Genomic DNA, 19239 nt, shown 5'->3' on the forward strand with positions numbered 1-19239 from the left:
AGCCGCTTTCTGAAGCGGCTTTTTCGTAGATACCTAATGTCGATTTCTTACTTGAAAAGGTGCTCGCTATCTAAAGCGTCCACAATAAGATTGATACGACCACCAATTCCATCGGCGGGAATAAGACTGAGTATTTTGTTACAGCAACCACAAGACTCATGTTGTTCAAGATACATGTCGCGAGAAGCATTCAGCTGAAAATCATTAATTGCGCCGCAATAGGGGCACATGTATTCCAATGCTTTAACACTTTGCATTGTTTTATCCGTTACCATGTTTTACATATCCATATGACGTAAGTCGAAATCCAGTGTGTGAAAAAATAATTTGTATGACTTTTGGGGCATAAGCTCTAAAAGAAACGACCTATTAAAAAGCTAGGAGTTTGCAAGATACAAACCACACACATCGGTAAAGCGCCAGTTTCGCGATAATTAGCCTGAAAACAGGCTGAGTCGCCGCTTTGCGGGATTATTTCACGAAAATTTTGGATTACCGATACCCGCGACTAAAGTATAGTCTGTAATTCTTTTACTGCCTGTGTAATTTGGGGGGGATCTAGTAAGTCGTTGGCAATAAAGCTAATTAATTTTACTGGCGGTAAGCCACTAGTCGCGGGGGAACACAACGTGTGGGTTACCACGTATGAAAGGATGTGTTAGCGTGCTAAAAGCCATAGCTGCTGAAAGGGAGCTAATATCAAAGGTTCAGCTTCCATTGTCACCTCTTCACCTGAAAGCAGGTCTACGCTCGATGTGCAGTTGACTGTCGCCAAGAGGGAACGCTGAAGCTCTTGCTCGTGTTCACTAAAATTACATATGACGAGTAGCTTTTCACCTTTGACATTTTCTCGCAAAAACATAAAACAATGTTGATTGGCAGCATCTAATATATGGGTTGGAGCTTGGCCAAAAACTGAATACTTTTTTCTAATTTCGATCATTTTTTGCAAGCCTTCGAATACGCGAAGGCTGGCGACTTCGGCTGGGCTAGACGGTGGTGTTTGGCCTAGTGCCAGAGCGGTATCTTCGTCATTAACTGCAATGCGATTAACCCATCTATCGTCATGCTTTTTGCTTTCGTCAAATCGGTAGCTGTAGTCATTGAGTTTCCCAATTTCATCGCTGGAGTAAAGTAATGGGATACCACCAATGCTGAACGTTATCCCATAAAGCAACAGCATACGCTTTACCGCATCTTCAATGGCTTTGGTGTCATTAATTTGAAGAGCGCCTTCTAGCCCACATAAAGATGCTAATGAACCGCATACACGGCAATCGCCGTTACTTGGGTTTTCTGCAAACGGCACACCGTTGGCAAAGCTTCCTTCAAAGCGGCCAGTGTAGAACTGATTCAGGAAATAGCGATGATCGAATGGATTTATACCTAATTCATTAGCGACAGCATCGTCAAAGGTCCAGCCAATGTCGTCGTGACAACGCACGTAGTTCACCCATGTACACTCGTCTGAAATAGCAAAGCTCTTTTTCATCGAGCGTGTGAGTAGGCGTGTCTTGCGTGTTGCCAGAGAGTTCCAAAGTAGCGCCATTAACAAGGGGTTATAAGAAAGCTGGCATTCATCTTTATCGACATACTTAAGCACTTCATCGGGGTGAACGATAGCTTCTGACTTAAATACCACTGCTGGCGCAACAATTTGTAAACAACAATTAAACGCTTGAATGAGTATGTGTGCTTTCTCTTGATTCTCGCAGTCAGTCCCCACTTCTTTCCAAATAAACGCTAGTGCGTCTAAACGTAACGCTGCACTACCAATGTTAGCTAGAAATAGCATTTCAGAGGTTATGGCGTTGAATACTTCAGGGTTGCTGTAGTTTAAATCCCATTGAAAACTGTTGAAGGTCGTCCAAATCCACTTTTCAATCTGTTCATTGTAGGTAAAGCTTCCCCTTCTTACTTGAGGAAAAATTTCTCTCAGCGTTTGTTCATATTGGTCGGGAATAGTCCTGTCATCAAACAAGTAGTAATAGTTTTGATATCGCTTGTCGCCTTTAAGTGCAGCTTTTGCCCACGCATGTTCGTCAGACGTGTGATTAAAAACAAAGTCCAGCACAAGGTTAATTCCTTCCTTTCGCAGGGCCAACGAAAGCTTTTCCAAATCTTTCACAGTACCTAAAGAGGGATTTACTTTGCGATAGTCCGATACGGCATAACCGCCATCACTATCTCCTTTTGGCGTGTCGTATAGCGGCATTAAATGCACATAGGTTACACCTAGCGCTTTAAAATAAGGAATTTTATCGTGTAAGTCACTTAGCGTTGGCCCCATTAAATCTACATAACAGGCCATGCCTACTTGTTGTTGATCGCGATACCACAAGGGAGACTGTAGCCTTTCATAATCAAGCTTTTTAAGCGCAGGCTTTCGACTTTTTAATCCATCTCTTAATATTTCGATGAGTTTTTGTAAATGGAAATAGCAGTCGTACTGATGCCCATAGACGCAGGTATAGTGTTTAAAGAGGCGAGGGAAATGTGCCTTTAATCGCTGGGTAAACGTTGTTGCATCTTTCTTTGTAAGGCCTGATAAATCGGTGGATGCCAAGATGCGCTCTAAACATATACTACTATCGGCAGCATAGCTCATAGAAAACTCCATAGTATAAAGCGGTTGGGGGCCAGCGAACCTATCCTAATTGACAGGTTTACAGGCTATTTAAATTCTGTTAACTTTCATCTTAAACGATTAAGTTAATTTTTCCAAATAAGATGTTAAATTCGTTATCAAGTTTATTACATCGCTGTTTTTAATTACAAAAAATGTGAAATAAGCGAGTGCTTCAGACACCTTTTGTCTGTCAAAGCTGACATGTTTTTTTAAGTGCATACGGATATAGATTTTCGTCATGCCGCTGTTGTGAGACCGACTATGCCTAACCAAGAACGTAGTAGTAGAATTATCCGGTGGTTAACCTACCTTATGTTTATGATGTTTGCGATGACATCAGATTCAGTAGGCGAGATAATCAAAGAAGTGAAAGTGGCGTTTTCCGTTACTAATGCGCAAGCGAGTTTAATGCATTCTTTGCCCATGCTGGGTATCGCACTATCTGGCTTATTTTTGGGGTTTCTAGCCGACAAGTTAGGTCGTAAGCCAACCATCATCATTGGTTTAGCATTATTTGGGGTAGCTTGTTACAGCTTCCTTATAGCCAATGACTTTATGTTGATCGTTAGTTTGATGAGCTTGTCAGGGGTAGCCGTTGGTATTTTCAAAACGGGCGCGCTTGCACTTATCGGTGATATTTCAACGTCCACAAAACAACACACCGCAACGATGAACGGTGCAGAGGCGTTTTTTGGGGTAGGTGCAATAATCGGTCCTTTGATTGTGGCGTATCTGATTCACCAAGGGGTAGCGTGGCAGTGGCTTTACGTCATTGCGGGTGGTGTATGTACCCTTCTTATTATTGGCGCGCTGTTCGTTAAGTATCCAACGTATTCCCGCGACACCTCTTCAGGTGAAAATAAAGTTTCTATTGCGCAAAGTTTAAGGTTGGTCAAAAACCCGTATGCCTTAGGTTTCTCTATAGGGGCTTTTTTGTATGTTGCTGCAGAAAGCGCCATTTATGTTTGGATGCCGAGTTACTTAGTGTGCGATGCCACTACGCTTAAAGCGACCTATGACTGTTACAGCGAGGGTTTCTCTCAGACTCTAGCTATTTATTCGGTAACCGCATTCTTTATTCTTCGTGCTGCCGGGCGCTTTGTTGGAATTTGGATGATGTCTCGCTTTAACTGGGCGTTGGTGCTTACGGTGTTCACTGGCGCTATTGTATTGTGCTTTGGCTTAGGGCTATGGGGTGGAAAGCAGCTCGCGCTTTACTTGTTCCCACTAACAGGTATTTTTATGTCGGTTATTTACCCTACGTTTAACTCGAAGGGGATAAGCTGTTTCCCTAAACATCAGCACGGCAGCGTGGCAGGAGTTATTTTATTCTTTACCGCTGCTGGCGCAGCAGCTGGCCCCTTTATAATGGGTCTAGTGAGTGATGCCAACGGAGGCGATGCAAAATACGGCTTTATGGTAGCTACTGGGTTTGCCGCTCTACTATTCATCGGTTTAGTATACAACGTCATCAAAAACCCGACGAAAAACCGTTTAGCTGAAATTGAAGCGAGTGAGTACGCTAACTAAGCCGCGAGGCTAACCGCTCGCTGTATCAATCAATCTAAAGGTGCTGGACTCATGTTCGGCACTGGTTTTTCATACTCTAGTTGTTTAAGCTTCACCTCATTCCCCCATTTATCACTCTGTATTAACGTCGCATGGATGAATTAAAACAAGCCCAAGCACTTTACGACACGTTCGTTGAGTTTGCCGTGACCTACAGCTTTCAAATCGTAGGTGCCCTAATCATTTTCCTATTTGGTTGGTGGGCGGCCAATAAGATAGGCCATGTGGTTGAAAACCTCATGGTAAACAAAAAAATTGACGTCACGCTAAGCCGATTTACCGGTGGAATATGTAAATTGGTGGCGCTTGGAATAGTTATCATCATCGCGCTTGGCAACGTGGGGATCAGCGTTACGCCGTTAATAGCGGCACTTGGTGCAGTGGGCTTAGGAGCCGGTCTTGCTATTCAAGGTATGCTGGCAAATTATGCCGCAGGTTTTACTATAATTATTACCCGTCCGTTTGTAGTAGGGGATACTATTCGCGTTAGAGACGTTGCCGGTGTTGTTGATCAGGTCATGCTGCCTTATACCATTCTTATTGATGAAGATAATGTGCATATACAAATTCCCAATAAGTTAATTGTAGGGGAAATCTTGCACAATTCTGCCGAAAACATGCTTATCGAACTCGAGATTGGGGTAGCTTACTCTAGTAATGTAGACAATGTCATTGAAGTGATTCGACATGCAGTTGCTTCTGTTGAAGGTGTTAGCACAGAAAAAACACCTGCCATCGGTGTTGATAGTTTTGGTGACAGCAGTATTAATTTTGGAGTTCGGATTTGGGCACCTGCAACAAGGCATTTCGAAGTGCGATATGCGCTTAACCAAGCCGTTTTTAATGCGCTTCAACAGCACAATATTGATATTCCATTCCCGCAGCGGGAAGTCAGAATGCTTGACTAGGGCCTGGCCCATTTTACAAGCTTATTGTTAGAAAAGTGCCGAATAGCCATTCAGCCATTCGGCATTTTTTATAGTTCGTAAAGTTCTAGGGGTAAACCATCAGGGTCTTGAAAAAACGTAAAGCGCTTGCCCGTATATTCGTCAGTTCTTACGGGCTCACATTCCACACGTTTGTTGGTTAAGTGATCAATCATTTCATCGAGATTGGCTACTTTAAACGCCAAGTGTCTAAGCCCTTGTGCTTCCGGACGTGACGGTCTTTGCGGCGCCCCTGGGAATGAAAATAACTCAATTTGACTTCCATCAGGTAAACCAAGGTCGCATTTATATGAATCCCTAGCTTCCCGATAATTTTCGTCAATGATGGAAAAACCTAACACATCCGTATAAAACGCTTTTGAACGTGGGTAGTCACTACAAATAATAGCGACATGGTGAAAGCCCTTTAGCATACTATTTCCTTTTCTATGCTTACGGCATCTCTTGACCGCGAGCGACTTCAAATAACTTATACCAGTGTTCGCGAGACAAATGAACGTCCATCGCTTTTTGGCTTGATTTGATTCGTTCTATATTGGTGCTGCCTAAAACCGGGGCAATGTTGGCAGGGTGCCGCATTAGCCATGCTAGAACAATCGCTTCAGGCGTCGTTTGGTATTCGCTCGCAAGCTGCGCTACTAAATCTGCGGTAGCGGCGTCTGCACTCGTCTCGGTTTTTGCCCCTGTATATTTTCCTTGAGCTAAGCTTCCCCACGCCTGAAGCTGAACGTTATTCATCATACAGTATTCAAGCGTTCCGGGCGCATAACCCATATTGCGATTCGCCGCACTGTTACTAGTTATGCCGTCTTCTAGCCAATCTCTAAAACCAAGGCTCATTTCAAGTTGGTTAGCAACAATAGGGGTTGAGAGAGCTGATTGAAGGTAGTTTATTTGATGCCCGTGCATGTTAGACACACCCACGTGTTTAATCTTACCCTGTTGCTGTAGCAGCAATAAGGTGCCAGCTACTTCTTCTAGCTCCATAAGTGGGTCGGGGCGGTGCAAAAGCAGTATATCAAGTTGCTCGATACCTAAACGAGAGAGAATGCCTTCGACGGAAGTATGTAAATGATTTGCCGAGAAATCATAACGCTTTGGTCCTAACTCATCTTCAAAACGTATTGCACATTTAGATTGAATAAGCATTTTGTCTTTAAGTTTTGGCGCTTGCTTGAGGGCTTCACCAAAGGCAGTTTCTGCTTTACCAAATGTGTAAATATCAGCATGGTCAAAAACGTTAATGTTTAATTCTAATACAGCGTCAATTATTGATCTCGCTTGGGTAACATCGGCTTTTGTGACGGGGGCGTTATTCCAACCTCCACCTAAGCCCATGCATCCATAAATTAGGCGGCTGGCATGTGGAAAGTGTGCATTCATGTAGCTTTCTCCCTGTAGAAAGTGTGAGTGAACAAAAATACTTATGCACTCGATAAAGCTCTGGAGCTCATTCTTTTTATCAACAAAGCGGTACTCTAGTACGACTTTGTTAATAATAACAGCTTGATTAGGCGAGTATATTTCAACTAACGACAGTTAGCGCTTCAGGTTATTTTTGGCGTGGAAATGGTCAATAGCAAGAAGTAGCAATGAACACCACAATAGTTGGAGTAGGCGTTTTAGTGAAGTGATGAGTATTCATTACTACAAAATTATCACAGGAAAAGAGTTTTATGTTGAAAAAATGGTTTTTAGCGGCAATGGCAAGTTCGCTACTTATTGGCTTAGCTGGCTGCACCGGAGTGCCGGAAAAGGTAGAGCCCGTCAAAGGCTTCGAGCTTCCTAGGTATTTAGGGGAGTGGTATGAAATAGCGCGCTTTGACCACAGTTTTGAAGAAGGGCTAAGCGAAGTCACAGCAACGTATAGTATGCGCGAAGATGGTGGCGTGAAAGTTATAAATCGCGGTTATTCAAAAGAAGAAGGTAAGTGGGATCAAGCCGAAGGTAAAGCATATTTCGTTGAGAATGAAACTACAGGGCATCTAAAGGTATCCTTCTTCGGCCCGTTCTACGCAAGCTATGTCATTATGGAACTAGACAAGGAAGGCTATCAATATGCGTTGATCACCGGGCCTGATAAAGATTACCTTTGGATTTTAGCGCGAACGCCTAAAATTTCAGACGAAGTACGCTCGCGCTTATTGGAAAAAGCGACAGCGGCTGGTTACGACGTTAGCAAGCTTATTTGGGTAGAGCACGGCCAAGGGAATTCATAGGTACTATCGAGTGAGTTGTTCTGCGCGCAAATTTGGATTTGTGCTATTATTGCGCGCAACTTCCCCTCTGTTTGAATAAGTACTAAGAGAGACAAGGCATGCAAACGCTCACCATTACTACGCCAGACGATTGGCATCTTCATTTTCGAGATAACGAAATGCTAGCTGAAACAGTGCCTGCAACTGCGCGTTGTTTTCAGCGCGCTATCGTTATGCCGAACCTAGTACCACCAGTAGTTAATGCTGAAATGGCAATGGCGTATAAAGGGCGAATTGAAGCAGCACGACCTGAAGGCAGTAATTTTGAGCCATTAATGACTCTATTTCTTACTAACCAAACTACCCCGCAAGATATCGTCGACGCAAAGCAAGCAGGCGTAACCGCATGTAAACTGTACCCTGCTGGAGCCACCACGAACTCAGATGCAGCAGTAAAGGGTATTCAAGCCTTATACCCAGTATTCCAAGCCATGCAAGAGCAAGGTTTGCTATTGTTAATTCACGGTGAAGTGACCGAGCATCACATAGACATTTTTGATCGTGAAAAGGTATTTATTGATACTCATTTAGGGCCTATTGTTGAAGCCTTCCCTAAGCTGAAAGTGGTGTTTGAACACATTACCACAGCAGATGCTGCAAGTTTCGTAGCGGGCGCGAGCGAATTTGTGGGCGCAACTATCACGCCTCAGCACTTATTGCTTAATCGCAATGATTTACTGGTTGGCGGCGTACGTCCTCATAACTATTGCCTGCCAGTACTTAAGCGCAATACCCATCAAAAAGCGTTGCGCGATATGGTGGCAAGTGGCAACAAGAAGTTCTTTTTAGGCACTGATTCTGCACCTCATGCTAAGCATAAAAAAGAGAATGCTTGCGGGTGCGCAGGTTGTTATAGCGCATGGTCTGCTATTGAACTTTATGCAGAAGTGTTCGAGCAATTAGGTGCAATAGATAAGCTTGAAGGCTTTGCTAGCCATTACGGTGCAGACTTTTATGGTTTACCGCGAAATACAACTACAATGACGTTAGTAAAAGAGTCGTGGACGGTGCCAGAACAAGTAACCCTAGCTGATGGCACCGATATGGTTCCATTTTTTGCGGGGCAAACGCTACAGTGGAAATTAGAAAAGGCATTTCAAGCGTAAGCTTGTTCTATATGGTTTGTACGCGTGCCCTGTGGAACGTTTCCATAAGGGCACAAACGCTCTTCTACACCTATTCAAACGATTTTACTGACACTTTTCCATCATCTCACTTTCTTCGAAGGGTGACATGATGAACCAAGAATATGGCGTAGCTCATCATATAGAACATGGTGTAGTTAACTTTTGGAACCCAAATTAATGACCGTTGAAACAGTTAAGCATTTAGATATAAACCCTGCCATCGTTAAAGCACTAGACTCTCAAGGCATTCACCAACTTTCTCCTATACAGGCGCAGTCGCTTCCTGAAGCTTTGCAGGGAAAAGATGTGATTGGTCAGGCGCAAACAGGTAGCGGTAAAACTTTATGTTTCGTGATCCCTGCCTTACAGCACATTGAAGTTAACGATTTTACTACGCAAGCTATTATGCTTTGCCCAACCCGCGAGCTTGCAGATCAAGTCGCGCAGCAGTGTCGTACTGCGGCTAAAAATATCGGAAATATTAAAGTAACCACCTTATGTGGCGGGCAGCCCATGGGGCCGCAAATTCAGTCGTTAAAACACAGTCCTCACATTATTGTAGGTACGCCTGGTCGCGTGATGGACCATGTGGAAAAGCGCCGTATTGATTTACGTCATGTACAGCTCCGTGTGCTTGATGAAGCCGACCGTATGTTAGATATGGGCTTTGAAGATGATTTACGCATTATCTTCGGACAGACGCCAACACAAGTGCAAACTCTACTGTTTTCAGCAACTTTCACCGAACAAATCGAGCGTGTAGCGAAGCAGTACTTGCATAACCCGGTAACCTGTAAGGTAGAAACTCAAGAGAGTAAGCCGGCAATTACTCAGTTAGGCTATAACGTGTTGCCACATACCAGAACGCAGGCGCTAAAAGCCGTATTAACCGAATATCAGCCTAAAAATGCGATTGTATTCTGTAACCGTAAAACACAGGTCAATGAAGTTGTTGAAGAGTTAATAGAAGATGGTTTCAGTGCTAAAGGGCTTCAAGGTGATATGGAACAGCATCAAAGAACCTCAGTGCTTATGCAGTTTGCAAGCGACGCGCTACAAGTGCTTGTGGCTACCGACGTTGCTGCACGTGGATTAGACATCGATGATGTTGCATGTGTGATTAACTACACAGTAAGTGAAGAGCCTGAAACCCACATTCACCGCATAGGGCGTACGGCACGTGCGGGCGCTAAAGGCATGGCGATAACGCTAGTAAGCGATGAAGAAGAACATTTCTTACGAAAGATAGAAGTATTGCAAGAAAGTGATATACCGCTTAAGGGCGCACAAAGCTTGCGTTTTCATAAAAATAAAATTACCCAGCCTGATTTTACCTGTATTTCATTAAGTGCAGGTAAAAAGGAAAAGCTTCGCCCAGGTGACTTGGTCGGCGCGCTTACCAAAGATGCAGGCATTCCAGGCGATGACTTAGGTAAAATTAAAGTGCAAAACAGCATGAGTTTTGTCGCTGTGAAAACCCGAAGCGTGAAAAAAGCCATGACCCAGTTTAGAGAAGGTAAGATTAAAGGTAAGCGTATTAGAGCCCGAAAACTTTAACGAGCGCTTTAATAAGTAAGTATTTAACTTATAGAAAGGAAGGTTATTGTGGTTGCTGAAACCGATTTGAGCGTGTTACTGAAAAATTTAAACCCAGTGGCAAGTAGTGAAAATTACGTTTTCACTACTTTGCCTGCTGACAGATTAACCAGCTCGTTGATTTCAGCGGCTAAGGGCATGTTTCAGGAGCGCGAGGGCACCACGCTTATTCTTCCGGTAGCCGCTGCCGAGAAAGCTAACTTGCCATATGAAGGATATTATTGCTGTATAACCTGCGAAGTACATTCTAGTTTGGAAGCAGTAGGCATGACCGCTGCTATGTCTACTGCGTTAGGCAAAGCTGGAATAAGTGCTAACGTGGTGGCGGCTTATTATCACGACCATATTTTCGTAACAGCTGAAAAGGTCGACTTGGCGATAGACGTTTTAACTTCGCTATCTGACTAGACCTGATCATTCTCTTTCTGCCTATTCTCTTTTCTTAAAAAACAATTATTGCTTAATCCGTATTCACGACGCAAAAAAAAGCCCCATGTTTGACACATCAAACATGGGGCTTTAATTATCGTAGCTCACGTGTGCTACTTAAGGTAAGTGGATTACCAAATTTTCACGCGTTCTTCTGGCGGCAGGTACAATGCATCGTCTTCGGTTACGTTAAACGCTTCGTAGAATTCTGGTACGTTGCGCACAGCGCCGTTGGTACGGAACTTAGTAGGAGAGTGCGTATCGGTCTGCACCTGGCTGCGCAGTGCTTCCTCACGGTATTTACTCGCCCAAACCTGACCATAACCGATAAATACACGCTGGTCGCCAGTAAAGCCATCTAGTTCAGGGGCTTCTTTACCATCAAGAGACAAGTGGTAAGCTTTAAGCGCAATACTAATACCGCCCAGGTCACCAATGTTTTCACCTAGGGTATATTCGCCGTTTACGTGTAAATCAGGCAGAACCTCAAACTGGTTATACTGTTCAATCAAGTTTGCAGTACGTGCTTCAAACTCGTTGCGATCTTCATCGGTCCACCAGTTTCTTAGTACACCATCACCGTCAAAGGTTGAGCCTGAATCATCGAATCCGTGACCTATTTCGTGTCCGATTACTGCGCCAATACCACCGTAGTTCACCGCGTCTTCTGCATTCATATCAAAAAATGGGGGCTGAAGGATAGCTGCAGGGAACACAATTTCGTTAAGCGGTGGATTGTAGTAAGCATTAACGGTTTGTGGGGTCATGCCCCACTCGTGGGTCCACACTGGGCCGCCTTGTTTCTTCAGCATCTCTTCATATAGCACGTCAGAAGAGCGCTTAAGGTTACCGAATAAGTCGCTGGCGTTAACCGTTAGTGCTGAATAATCTCGCCACTGATCTGGATAACCAATTTTCACGGTAAACTTAGACAGTTTGTCTAGCGCTTGCGCACGAGTTTCGTCCGTCATCCAGTCTAGGTTTTCAATACTTTCTTTGTAAGCTAACAGCAGGTTATTAACCATTTCCATCATGCGATCTTTCGCTTCTGGCGGAAAATGCTGTTTTACATAAACTTTACCGATAAGCTCGCCAACGTGAGCGTTCGAAAGACTCACTGCTCGACGCCACTGTGGCTGCTGCTCTTCTACGCCGCGAAGCACTTTGCTGTAGAAATTGAAGTTTGCCTCATCAAGCTCGGCATTTAATTGACTGGCTGAAGCATTTAAAACGCCCCATTTAAGAAACGTCTTCCAGTCTTCTAGCGAGGTTTCGGCTATAACGCCATCAATGTTTTGCATATAGTCTTTTTGCAAAATGCCTAGTGAAGGAATTTCACTGATGTCAGCTTCAGCAAGATAGGCATCCCAGTTAAACTTAGGCATCAATGCTTTAAGTTCTTCAATCGAAAGCTTGTTATAGTTTGCGGCAAAGTTACGGGCCTGCTCTTTCTTCATGTGCAATTGAGCAATTTTAGTCTCAAGCTTGAAAAGCATATCGGCACTTTCTTTTGGTGCTTCGAAACCCGCGAGTTCAAACATAGTTTGAATATGCTTAACGTAAGCGTCACGAATGGTTTGTGACGTTTCGTCGTCTTTAAAATAGTACTCGCGCTCAGGCAGCCCAAGACCGGCTTGCCATGTGTACATCAGATATTCTTTTGGCGACTTAAGATCAGGGTATTGTGTTAGGCTAAATGGTGTACCGTAGCCATAGCGAGCAGCATAGGCAAAATACTCAGCAAGATCGGTATAGTCTTCAATAGCCTCAATCTTGGATAGTTCAGGTTTTATTGGTGTTACACCAAGCTTGTTGCGGGTTTCCATATCCATATAGGCACGGTAAAAATCACCCACTTTCTGTTCGTCGCTTCCCGCTTTAAAGTCACCTTCGGCAGAGGATTTAATAATATCCATAACATGGTCTTGCGCTTCATCACGAAGAATAACGAAAGAACCGTAGCTTGACTTATCTGCTGGTATTTCAAAATTATCAAACCAATTACCGTTAACGTAGCGGAAGAAGTCATCACCAGGGTCTACAGACAGGTCCATATTCTCTTTAATGACGCCTGAAGAAAGCTGTTGCTGAGCTTCTTCAGTAGCAGCGCTTTGGTTTTGTTGTTCTGTCGATGAGTTTTGTGGGCTACAGGCTGTTAAGGCCAGTGCCACGCTTAAGCTTAAAACGCTACGTAACATTTAGAGTTTTCCTTTTCATTCTGACTGGGCAGTGTTTAGGCTTGCCGTTTATAGTTTTTTGCGCGTTGTAAGGGCCTTTAGATCCATAAGAATGACCTTTGCATCCATAAGAATATTGGGGCGTAACACGCGTGGTTTTTCTAACGTTTTAGCATGATGGTAGTGATAGAAAAAGTGTTTATAGTGAAAATACACAGCTTGTAACAACTTGGAAGACTAAGTTCGCTATAGTGTTCTGTATTGACCTCATCACAACATTCAAGGAACGGCAATGGACTTACATAATACTCCTTTTGATAGCGTATCACCTTGCGAGTACGCCGATGCCCTGGCCAGAGAGCAGTTCATGCACTATGGGATAAGGCCATTGTGGGAAGGCATGCCCCGCATTGCAGGCCCAGCATTTACTGTAAAATGTGAACCGGGTGACCACCTTATGCTGCATGCTGCCATCTATCGCGCGAGCCCCGGTGATATCATTGTGGTCGAAGCTGACGATGAGTTCGCGGTCGCGGGCGGTAACGTTTGCGCGATAGCCCAGTCTCGTGGCATTAAAGGCTTCGTTGTCGATGGTGTCATACGTGACCTTGCCGAAACTCGTGAAAACAAATTTCCGGTATTCGCGAGAGGCGTTATACCCAAGCCGGGTGCCAAAAAGTGTATATCGCCGTTAAATGAGCCGGTAACCTGCGGTGGTGTTGTGGTTAACGCACGCGACATAATTGTGGCGGACGAGGAGGGCATTGCAGTTATCCCAAAAGATGAGGCGCTAGCAGCTTTTGACATCGCCCAAAAGCGCGCACAAAAAGACGGTTCTATGTCGTTAGAACAGTGGCAGGCTGAACACGCTGAAAAAGTAGAAAGCATACTCGCTAAATTAGGCTTTGCAGAGTAAAGGCTTGCAGAAAGTTAGCTATGCTTTGACTGGTTTTTGATAATCTCTTCACTAAGCCCTTCATTAAGCCCCTCACTAAGCAAAAATAGGTGCAAAATATTAACCAATATTAAATGAGCTTTGCGGTAAAAAAGCACCGCAAAGTTCAACACACTTTCAGTTATCGTGTAGAATTGTGACCTAAGCATTTTGGGCATACGTAAACGTGCTCTGTCACCGAATAATTAACGAGTTCTACATGTTTTCATTTTTTGAAAAGCTGACCAAGCCTTTCCCCGACACACCGCCTACCCAACCGCCAACAGGTATCGTTGCCTTTTGTAAGTACTACACCAAAGGCATGTGGGGCGTAATCCTTACTGTTTCGGTGCTAAGTGCTATTGTTGCCATGTTAGAAGTGGCGCTTTTTGGATTTCTAGGCCAGTTGGTAGACTGGTTTTCTGAACAAAGCCGCGAAACCTTTTTAGAAGACCAAAAAGTCACGCTTATTGGCATGGGTTTAACGGTTCTTGTTTTCATTCCTTTGTTTATTTTGTTGCGCTCACTGTTTTCTCGTCAGTCCTTGATGGGTAATTACCCCATGCGAATTAGATGGCAGGCACACCGCTACTTGCTTGGGCAAAGTTTAACCTTTTTCCACGACGAATTTGCCGGCCGTGTGGCTACTAAGGTGATGCAAACTGCACTATCGGTAAGAGAAACCGTGACCAAGGTTCTCGATTTGCTGGTGTATATCAGCGTTTATTTTATCTCTATGGTTGTGCTTATATTCAGCACTGACTGGCGCTTAGCTATGCCGCTTATCGTGTGGTTCTTTGTGTACATTGGTATCTTAAAAGTGCTGGTACCTAAACTAAAAGAAGTATCGCAAAAGCAAGCCGACGCGCGCTCATTAATGACTGGCCGTATTGTGGATAGTTACACCAATATCACCACAGTAAAACTGTTTTCGCATAGCCGCCGAGAAGCTGATTATGCAAAAGAAAGCATGGATGGTTTTCTTAAAACGGTTTACCCACAAATGCGTTTGGTTACCGTATTGGAATTTTGTGTGGAAATGGCTAATGCCATTCTTATCTTTACCATTGGCGCATTGTCTGTGTATTTGTGGATGGAAAACATTGCGAGCCCCGGTGATATTGCCATTGCTATTAGTTTGTGTTTGCGTTTAAACGGTATGTCGCACTGGGTAATGTGGGAAGTTTCAGGTTTGTTTGAGAACTTAGGTACAGTGCAAGATGGCATGAATACCTTAGCGCAGCCAATTGCAGTAAAAGATAAACCTAAGGCTAACGCACTCAAAGTAAATGGCGGCGGAATTAACTTCGACAACGTGAACTTTTCTTATGCGGGTGCTGATGACAAACCTATTGATGTGTTTAAGAACTTAGATTTAGACATTAAGCCAGGTGAGAAAGTAGGGTTAGTGGGGCGCTCTGGTGCAGGTAAATCGACCTTAGTAAACTTATTAATGCGTTTTTACGACACCCAAAGTGGCCGTATTGTTATTGATGGGCAGGATATTACCCAAGTGGGCCAGGAAACCCTACGAGCAAAAATCAGTATGGTTACGCAGGATACCTCGTTGATGCACCGTTCTGTACGCGACAATATTTTATACGGGCGTACGGATGCGACCGAAGAGGATATGGTAAGGGCGGCTAGGCAAGCCGAAGCGCACGAATTTATTCTTACACTCACCGATAGTCACGGTAGGACAGGTTACGACGCCCATGTAGGTGAGCGCGGTGTGAAGCTTTCAGGAGGGCAGCGTCAGCGTATTGCTATTGCGCGTGTACTACTAAAAGACGCACCTGTACTGGTGCTAGACGAAGCAACATCAGCACTGGATTCAGAAGTTGAAGCGGCCATTCAGGCTTGTTTGGACAAGGTCATGGAAGGTAAGACCGTGCTGGCTATTGCGCATCGCTTATCGACCATTGCACAAATGGACAGGTTACTTGTTTTGGATAAAGGTAACATTGTTGAGCAGGGCACACACGCTGAGCTTATCGCTCAAAATGGCATTTATGCGAAGCTCTGGGCACACCAAACCGGCGGATTTATTGGTGTTGAATAGGAAATTTGATAAATAGTGTTCAATCGCAGAAGGGATGGATAAACCGCTTGTATCTTGAAAGTGGTTAAGTATAATACGCGTCCCTCCCTTGCGATACCGCACTTTCCTTAGAAAAGACGCACAACTCACAAGGGCAGTGTAAGTAAATTTTGTCTTTTAGACACCACAGGGGTGTAGTTCGAATTGGTAGAACAGCGGTCTCCAAAACCGATGGTTGGGGGTTCGAGTCCCTCCACCCCTGCCAAATTTACTTAAACTAAGAATCTTTAAATTGCGCATTGAATGAGTGCGTAAAACAACGACGCTGTAGTGCTAGGATCGTAACATGAGCGAAAAGACGGAAAATCAGTCCAGTGCATTGGACATGTTTAAATGGGTAGTGGTTTTTGCATTACTTGCCGGTTTAGTAACCGCTAATACAATGTACGGTGAGATCTCGGTACTATACCGTGCTATCGCTATTGTTGTAGTAGTTGGTATAGCTGGTTTTATCGCGGCAACTACCGAAAAAGGTAGCACCTTCTTGAGCTTTGCTAAAGAGTCTCGCACAGAAGTTCGCAAGGTTGTGTGGCCTACTCGTCAAGAGGCGAACCAGACTACCCTTATTGTGCTTGCAGCGACGTTAATTATGGCACTAATTTTATGGGGACTAGACGGCATTATCGTTCGTGTAGTTGGCTTTATTACTGGAATAGGAGCATAAACGTATGTCTGAAGAAGAAGCAGTAAAGAAAAGATGGTACGTAGTTCAGGCCTATTCGCAATATGAGGCTCGCGTTAAGAAGACCCTGCTTGAATACATCAAAATGCACAACATGGAAGACTACTTCGGTCAGGTACTAGTACCAACAGAAGAAGTAGTAGAAATGCGTGCGGGTCAAAAGCGTAAGTCTGAGCGCAAGTTCTACCCTGGTTATGTATTGGTAGAAATGGCAATGACGGAAGAGTCTTGGCACTTAGTGAAAAGCGTACCTCGTGTACTTGGTTTCATCGGTGGTACATCTGACCGCCCTATGCCTATCACGCAAAAAGAAGCTGATGCTATCTTAAATCGTCTTGAAGAAAACGTTGATAAGCCAAGACCAAAAACTTTGTTCGAGCCAGGCGAAGTTATTCGTGTTACCGACGGCCCGTTTGCAGACTTCAACGGTGTGGTAGAAGAAGTCGACTACGAAAAGAGCCGCGTAAAAGTATCGGTACTTATCTTCGGTCGTTCTACACCGGTAGACCTAGAATTTGGTCAGGTAGAAAAAGGCTAAGCCTTTTCTGCTAAACACACTTTAAAAAAGCCCCTTTGAAAGGGGCTTTTTTGTAGGTGATAACTGGTTAAACGACGTAGTCGTAAAAATACTGACCTTTCGATGGTTTTTTATTCTAAATAGCCCTTGCATAGTAATTAATCACCTTATATAATGCGCGCCCTTTTAAACGGAAACGGGAAGCCGATTGAGCAAATAATCTCTGTATTTGCGAGGCGTTAGACCCAAACAAGAGAGCATGTAAAATGGCTAAAAAAGTAAGCGGTATTATCAAGCTTCAGGTTGCAGCTGGCGCTGCTAACCCAAGTCCACCGGTTGGTCCTGCACTAGGTCAGCACGGTGTAAACATCATGGAATTCTGTAAGGCTTTCAACGCGAAAACTGAAAGTCTTGAGAAAGGCGCTCCAGTACCAGTAGAAATTACTGTATACGAAGATCGCTCTTTCACATTCGAAACTAAGACTCCTCCTGCGTCTTACCTGCTTAAGAAAGCAGCGGGCATCAAGAGTGGTTCTGGCCGTCCTAACACTGAAAAAGTGGGTAAAGTTACTCGCGCTCAGTTGGAAGAGATTGCTAAAACTAAAGAGCCAGACCTTACTGCAGCTGATCTAGATGCAGCGGTACGCACTATCGCGGGTTCTGCTCGCTCAATGGGCTTGAACGTAGAGGACTAATCGAATGGCTAAATTAACTAAACGCGCTCGCCTAGTACGCGACAAAGTTGACTCTACTAAAGAGTACGAAATCAACGAAGCAGTAGCGCTTCTTAAAGAACTAGCAACTGCTAAGTTCGCAGAAAGCGTTGACGTATCTGTAAACCTTGGTATCGATGCGAAGAAATCTGACCAGAACGTTCGTGGTGCAACTGTACTACCTAATGGTACTGGTAAAGACGTTCGCGTTGCAGTATTCACTCAAGGTGCAAATGCTGAAGCAGCGAAAGAAGCTGGTGCAGATATCGTTGGTATGGACGACTTAGCTGAGCAAGTTAAGAAAGGCGAAATGAACTTTGACGTAGTAGTTGCTAGCCCAGACGCGATGCGTGTTGTTGGTCAACTAGGTCAAATCTTAGGTCCACGTGGCCTTATGCCTAACCCTAAAACTGGCACTGTAACGCCTGACGTTGCAACTGCAGTTAAGAACGCTAAAGCTGGTCAGGTACGCTACCGTAACGATAAGAACGGTATCATCCACGCTAGCATCGGTAAGATTGCGTTCGAAGCGAACCAAATTCAAGAAAACCTTGAAGCGCTACTTGAAGCACTGAAGAAAGCTAAGCCTTCTTCTGCTAAAGGTACATACATCAAGAAGATCAGCCTAAGCACTACAATGGGTGCTGGTGTTGCTCTTGATAAGGCTTCTGTAGGTCTTTAATTTCGTTGGGCATAGGCTCATCGAAATCTCTTAAAGGTTATGGGTTGGAGCTGTGACAATTAGCAGTGCTAATAAGCAGCTCCCGTCCAAGACCGCAGGTGCGGTGTGGTGAAAGAGGTAAGAGAACTTTCACAGTCAACACACTGCTTAATACAACAACCTGCGCAGACGGTGGTTTGACTCAGACTCTCTGGGGTAACAAACACCGTAGAGCGGTATCAACCATGAGGGTTGGTATCAATCTGTGAACCCTGATGGCGTGAGTAGGTAACTACACACAAAATCAGATACAAAGAGGTGAACTCAGTGGCACTAGGTTTAGCAGCAAAAAAAGAGATCGTAGCAGAAGTTTCTGAAGTTGCGTCTCGCGCTCTATCCGTAGCCGTTGCTGAATACCGTGGGATGGAAGTTGCAGAACTGACTGAACTACGTGTTAAAGCTCGTGAGCAAGGCGTATACCTAAAGGTTGTACGTAACACTCTTGCAAAGCGTGCTCTAGCAGACAGTCAATTTGCAGACTTAGACAGCGCCCTAACTGGCCCGCTTATCTATGGTTTCTCTATCGACGCACCAGGCGGTGCGGCACGTCTTTTCAAAGACTTCGGTAAGACTAACGATAAGCTTAAAGTTACAGCACTATCTATTGGTAGCGGTCTTCTTGGTCCAGAGAAATTGGACGCAGTTGCAGCACTACCTACCCGCGACGAAGCGCTTGCGAAACTACTTGCAACCTTCAAAGCACCAGTTGGGAAATTCGTTCAAACAATCAACGAAGTTCCTGGCAAGTTTGTGCGCGTATTGGCGGCGGTCAAAGACACCAAGTAATTGGCGTTTTTGGCATATTGATTTTTTTAACATTTTATACCCAGGAGTTTAGA

General features: G+C 44.3%; 18 protein-coding genes and 1 tRNA gene. 14 read left to right on the forward strand and 5 right to left on the reverse strand.

Annotated elements, in window-relative coordinates:
- Nucleotides 1-47: 47 nt before the first annotated feature.
- Together D1814_RS09365 and D1814_RS09370 are read right to left on the reverse strand one after the other, a co-directional pair.
- Complete coding sequence (locus D1814_RS09365) at nucleotides 48-257, reverse strand: hypothetical protein (protein ID WP_232369008.1); 210 nt, start codon at nucleotides 255-257, stop codon at nucleotides 48-50.
- Between the two features lie 401 nt (nucleotides 258-658).
- Nucleotides 659-2608, reverse strand: a complete 1950-nt coding sequence (locus D1814_RS09370) for an alpha-amylase family protein (protein WP_118491660.1) — start codon at nucleotides 2606-2608, stop codon at nucleotides 659-661.
- Nucleotides 2609-2941: 333 nt separating this feature from the next.
- Between D1814_RS09370 and D1814_RS09375 the strand changes: the two genes are divergently transcribed.
- Nucleotides 2942-4159 carry an MFS transporter gene (locus D1814_RS09375; RefSeq protein WP_118495359.1) on the forward strand — a complete coding sequence of 406 codons (1218 nt, stop codon included), beginning with the start codon at nucleotides 2942-2944 and terminating at the stop codon, nucleotides 4157-4159.
- Nucleotides 4160-4290: 131 nt separating this feature from the next.
- Nucleotides 4291-5106 carry a mechanosensitive ion channel family protein gene (locus D1814_RS09380; RefSeq protein ID WP_118491662.1) on the forward strand — a complete coding sequence of 272 codons (816 nt, stop codon included), beginning with the start codon at nucleotides 4291-4293 and terminating at the stop codon, nucleotides 5104-5106.
- A gap of 68 nt (nucleotides 5107-5174) precedes the next feature.
- Here D1814_RS09380 and gloA2 read toward each other — a convergent pair whose 3' ends face one another.
- Nucleotides 5175-5558, reverse strand: a complete 384-nt coding sequence (gloA2, locus tag D1814_RS09385; RefSeq protein ID WP_118491664.1) for an SMU1112c/YaeR family gloxylase I-like metalloprotein — start codon at nucleotides 5556-5558, stop codon at nucleotides 5175-5177.
- A 19-nt stretch (nucleotides 5559-5577) separates the two neighbouring features.
- Complete coding sequence (locus D1814_RS09390) at nucleotides 5578-6528, reverse strand: aldo/keto reductase (protein ID WP_118491666.1); 951 nt, start codon at nucleotides 6526-6528, stop codon at nucleotides 5578-5580.
- Between the two features lie 293 nt (nucleotides 6529-6821).
- On the opposite strand from D1814_RS09390, the gene D1814_RS09395 reads away from it, so the two are divergent.
- The 4 genes from D1814_RS09395 to D1814_RS09410 all read left to right on the forward strand — a co-directional run bounded on the left by D1814_RS09395 (nucleotide 6822) and on the right by D1814_RS09410 (nucleotide 10534).
- The gene (locus tag D1814_RS09395; RefSeq protein ID WP_118491668.1) at nucleotides 6822-7364 is read left to right on the forward strand and encodes a lipocalin family protein; all 543 of its coding nucleotides are present in this window, start codon (nucleotides 6822-6824) and stop codon (nucleotides 7362-7364) included.
- A gap of 98 nt (nucleotides 7365-7462) precedes the next feature.
- On the forward strand, nucleotides 7463-8509 hold the full coding sequence (gene pyrC, locus D1814_RS09400) for a dihydroorotase (RefSeq protein ID WP_118491670.1): 1047 nt from the start codon (nucleotides 7463-7465) through the stop codon (nucleotides 8507-8509).
- Nucleotides 8510-8707: 198 nt separating this feature from the next.
- On the forward strand, nucleotides 8708-10087 hold the full coding sequence (gene dbpA / locus D1814_RS09405) for an ATP-dependent RNA helicase DbpA (protein WP_118491672.1): 1380 nt from the start codon (nucleotides 8708-8710) through the stop codon (nucleotides 10085-10087).
- Between the two features lie 48 nt (nucleotides 10088-10135).
- Nucleotides 10136-10534: an ACT domain-containing protein gene (locus D1814_RS09410; protein WP_118491674.1), complete on the forward strand. Its 399-nt coding sequence runs from the start codon at nucleotides 10136-10138 to the stop codon at nucleotides 10532-10534.
- A 152-nt stretch (nucleotides 10535-10686) separates the two neighbouring features.
- On the opposite strand, the gene D1814_RS09415 is transcribed toward D1814_RS09410, so the two are convergent.
- Complete coding sequence (locus D1814_RS09415) at nucleotides 10687-12753, reverse strand: M13 family metallopeptidase (RefSeq protein WP_118491676.1); 2067 nt, start codon at nucleotides 12751-12753, stop codon at nucleotides 10687-10689.
- A gap of 271 nt (nucleotides 12754-13024) precedes the next feature.
- Here D1814_RS09415 and D1814_RS09420 point away from each other — a divergent pair, with 271 nt between their 5' ends.
- The 8 genes from D1814_RS09420 to rplJ all read left to right on the forward strand — a co-directional run bounded on the left by D1814_RS09420 (nucleotide 13025) and on the right by rplJ (nucleotide 19186).
- A complete protein-coding gene (locus D1814_RS09420) occupies nucleotides 13025-13648 on the forward strand; it encodes an RraA family protein (protein WP_118491678.1) in 624 nt (207 codons plus the stop codon).
- Between the two features lie 238 nt (nucleotides 13649-13886).
- Nucleotides 13887-15728: an ABC transporter ATP-binding protein gene (locus D1814_RS09430; RefSeq protein ID WP_118491682.1), complete on the forward strand. Its 1842-nt coding sequence runs from the start codon at nucleotides 13887-13889 to the stop codon at nucleotides 15726-15728.
- A gap of 167 nt (nucleotides 15729-15895) precedes the next feature.
- Nucleotides 15896-15972: transfer RNA gene (locus D1814_RS09435), tRNA-Trp, on the forward strand.
- A gap of 81 nt (nucleotides 15973-16053) precedes the next feature.
- Nucleotides 16054-16431, forward strand: a complete 378-nt coding sequence (secE, locus tag D1814_RS09440) for a preprotein translocase subunit SecE (protein WP_118491684.1) — start codon at nucleotides 16054-16056, stop codon at nucleotides 16429-16431.
- A gap of 4 nt (nucleotides 16432-16435) precedes the next feature.
- Nucleotides 16436-16987, forward strand: coding sequence for a transcription termination/antitermination protein NusG (gene nusG, locus D1814_RS09445; protein WP_025257510.1), 552 nt, complete (start codon nucleotides 16436-16438; stop codon nucleotides 16985-16987).
- A 245-nt stretch (nucleotides 16988-17232) separates the two neighbouring features.
- Nucleotides 17233-17661, forward strand: a complete 429-nt coding sequence (rplK, locus tag D1814_RS09450; RefSeq protein WP_014951043.1) for a 50S ribosomal protein L11 — start codon at nucleotides 17233-17235, stop codon at nucleotides 17659-17661.
- Nucleotides 17662-17665: 4 nt separating this feature from the next.
- Entirely contained in the window at nucleotides 17666-18361 is a 696-nt protein-coding gene (rplA, locus tag D1814_RS09455) for a 50S ribosomal protein L1 (RefSeq protein WP_020744434.1), read from the forward strand.
- A 306-nt stretch (nucleotides 18362-18667) separates the two neighbouring features.
- Nucleotides 18668-19186, forward strand: coding sequence for a 50S ribosomal protein L10 (gene rplJ, locus D1814_RS09460; protein WP_118491686.1), 519 nt, complete (start codon nucleotides 18668-18670; stop codon nucleotides 19184-19186).
- Nucleotides 19187-19239: the final 53 nt, after the last annotated feature.

This window comes from Alteromonas sp. BL110 (genome assembly GCF_003443615.1).
Lineage (GTDB): Bacteria > Pseudomonadota > Gammaproteobacteria > Enterobacterales > Alteromonadaceae > Alteromonas.

Coding starts and splice junctions, on each gene's coding strand:
- D1814_RS09415 (WP_118491676.1), bottom strand. CDS start 12,753: ATGTTACGTAGCGTTTTAAGCTTAAGCGTGGCACTGGCCTTAACAGCC.
- gloA2 (WP_118491664.1), bottom strand. CDS start 5,558: ATGCTAAAGGGCTTTCACCATGTCGCTATTATTTGTAGTGACTACCCA.
- D1814_RS09390 (WP_118491666.1), bottom strand. CDS start 6,528: ATGAATGCACACTTTCCACATGCCAGCCGCCTAATTTATGGATGCATG.
- D1814_RS09420 (WP_118491678.1), top strand. CDS start 13,025: ATGGACTTACATAATACTCCTTTTGATAGCGTATCACCTTGCGAGTAC.
- D1814_RS09380 (WP_118491662.1), top strand. CDS start 4,291: ATGGATGAATTAAAACAAGCCCAAGCACTTTACGACACGTTCGTTGAG.
- D1814_RS09365 (WP_232369008.1), bottom strand. CDS start 257: ATGCAAAGTGTTAAAGCATTGGAATACATGTGCCCCTATTGCGGCGCA.
- secE (WP_118491684.1), top strand. CDS start 16,054: ATGAGCGAAAAGACGGAAAATCAGTCCAGTGCATTGGACATGTTTAAA.
- D1814_RS09430 (WP_118491682.1), top strand. CDS start 13,887: ATGTTTTCATTTTTTGAAAAGCTGACCAAGCCTTTCCCCGACACACCG.
- D1814_RS09395 (WP_118491668.1), top strand. CDS start 6,822: ATGTTGAAAAAATGGTTTTTAGCGGCAATGGCAAGTTCGCTACTTATT.
- pyrC (WP_118491670.1), top strand. CDS start 7,463: ATGCAAACGCTCACCATTACTACGCCAGACGATTGGCATCTTCATTTT.
- rplA (WP_020744434.1), top strand. CDS start 17,666: ATGGCTAAATTAACTAAACGCGCTCGCCTAGTACGCGACAAAGTTGAC.
- rplK (WP_014951043.1), top strand. CDS start 17,233: ATGGCTAAAAAAGTAAGCGGTATTATCAAGCTTCAGGTTGCAGCTGGC.
- nusG (WP_025257510.1), top strand. CDS start 16,436: ATGTCTGAAGAAGAAGCAGTAAAGAAAAGATGGTACGTAGTTCAGGCC.
- D1814_RS09375 (WP_118495359.1), top strand. CDS start 2,942: ATGTTTATGATGTTTGCGATGACATCAGATTCAGTAGGCGAGATAATC.
- D1814_RS09370 (WP_118491660.1), bottom strand. CDS start 2,608: ATGAGCTATGCTGCCGATAGTAGTATATGTTTAGAGCGCATCTTGGCA.
- dbpA (WP_118491672.1), top strand. CDS start 8,708: ATGACCGTTGAAACAGTTAAGCATTTAGATATAAACCCTGCCATCGTT.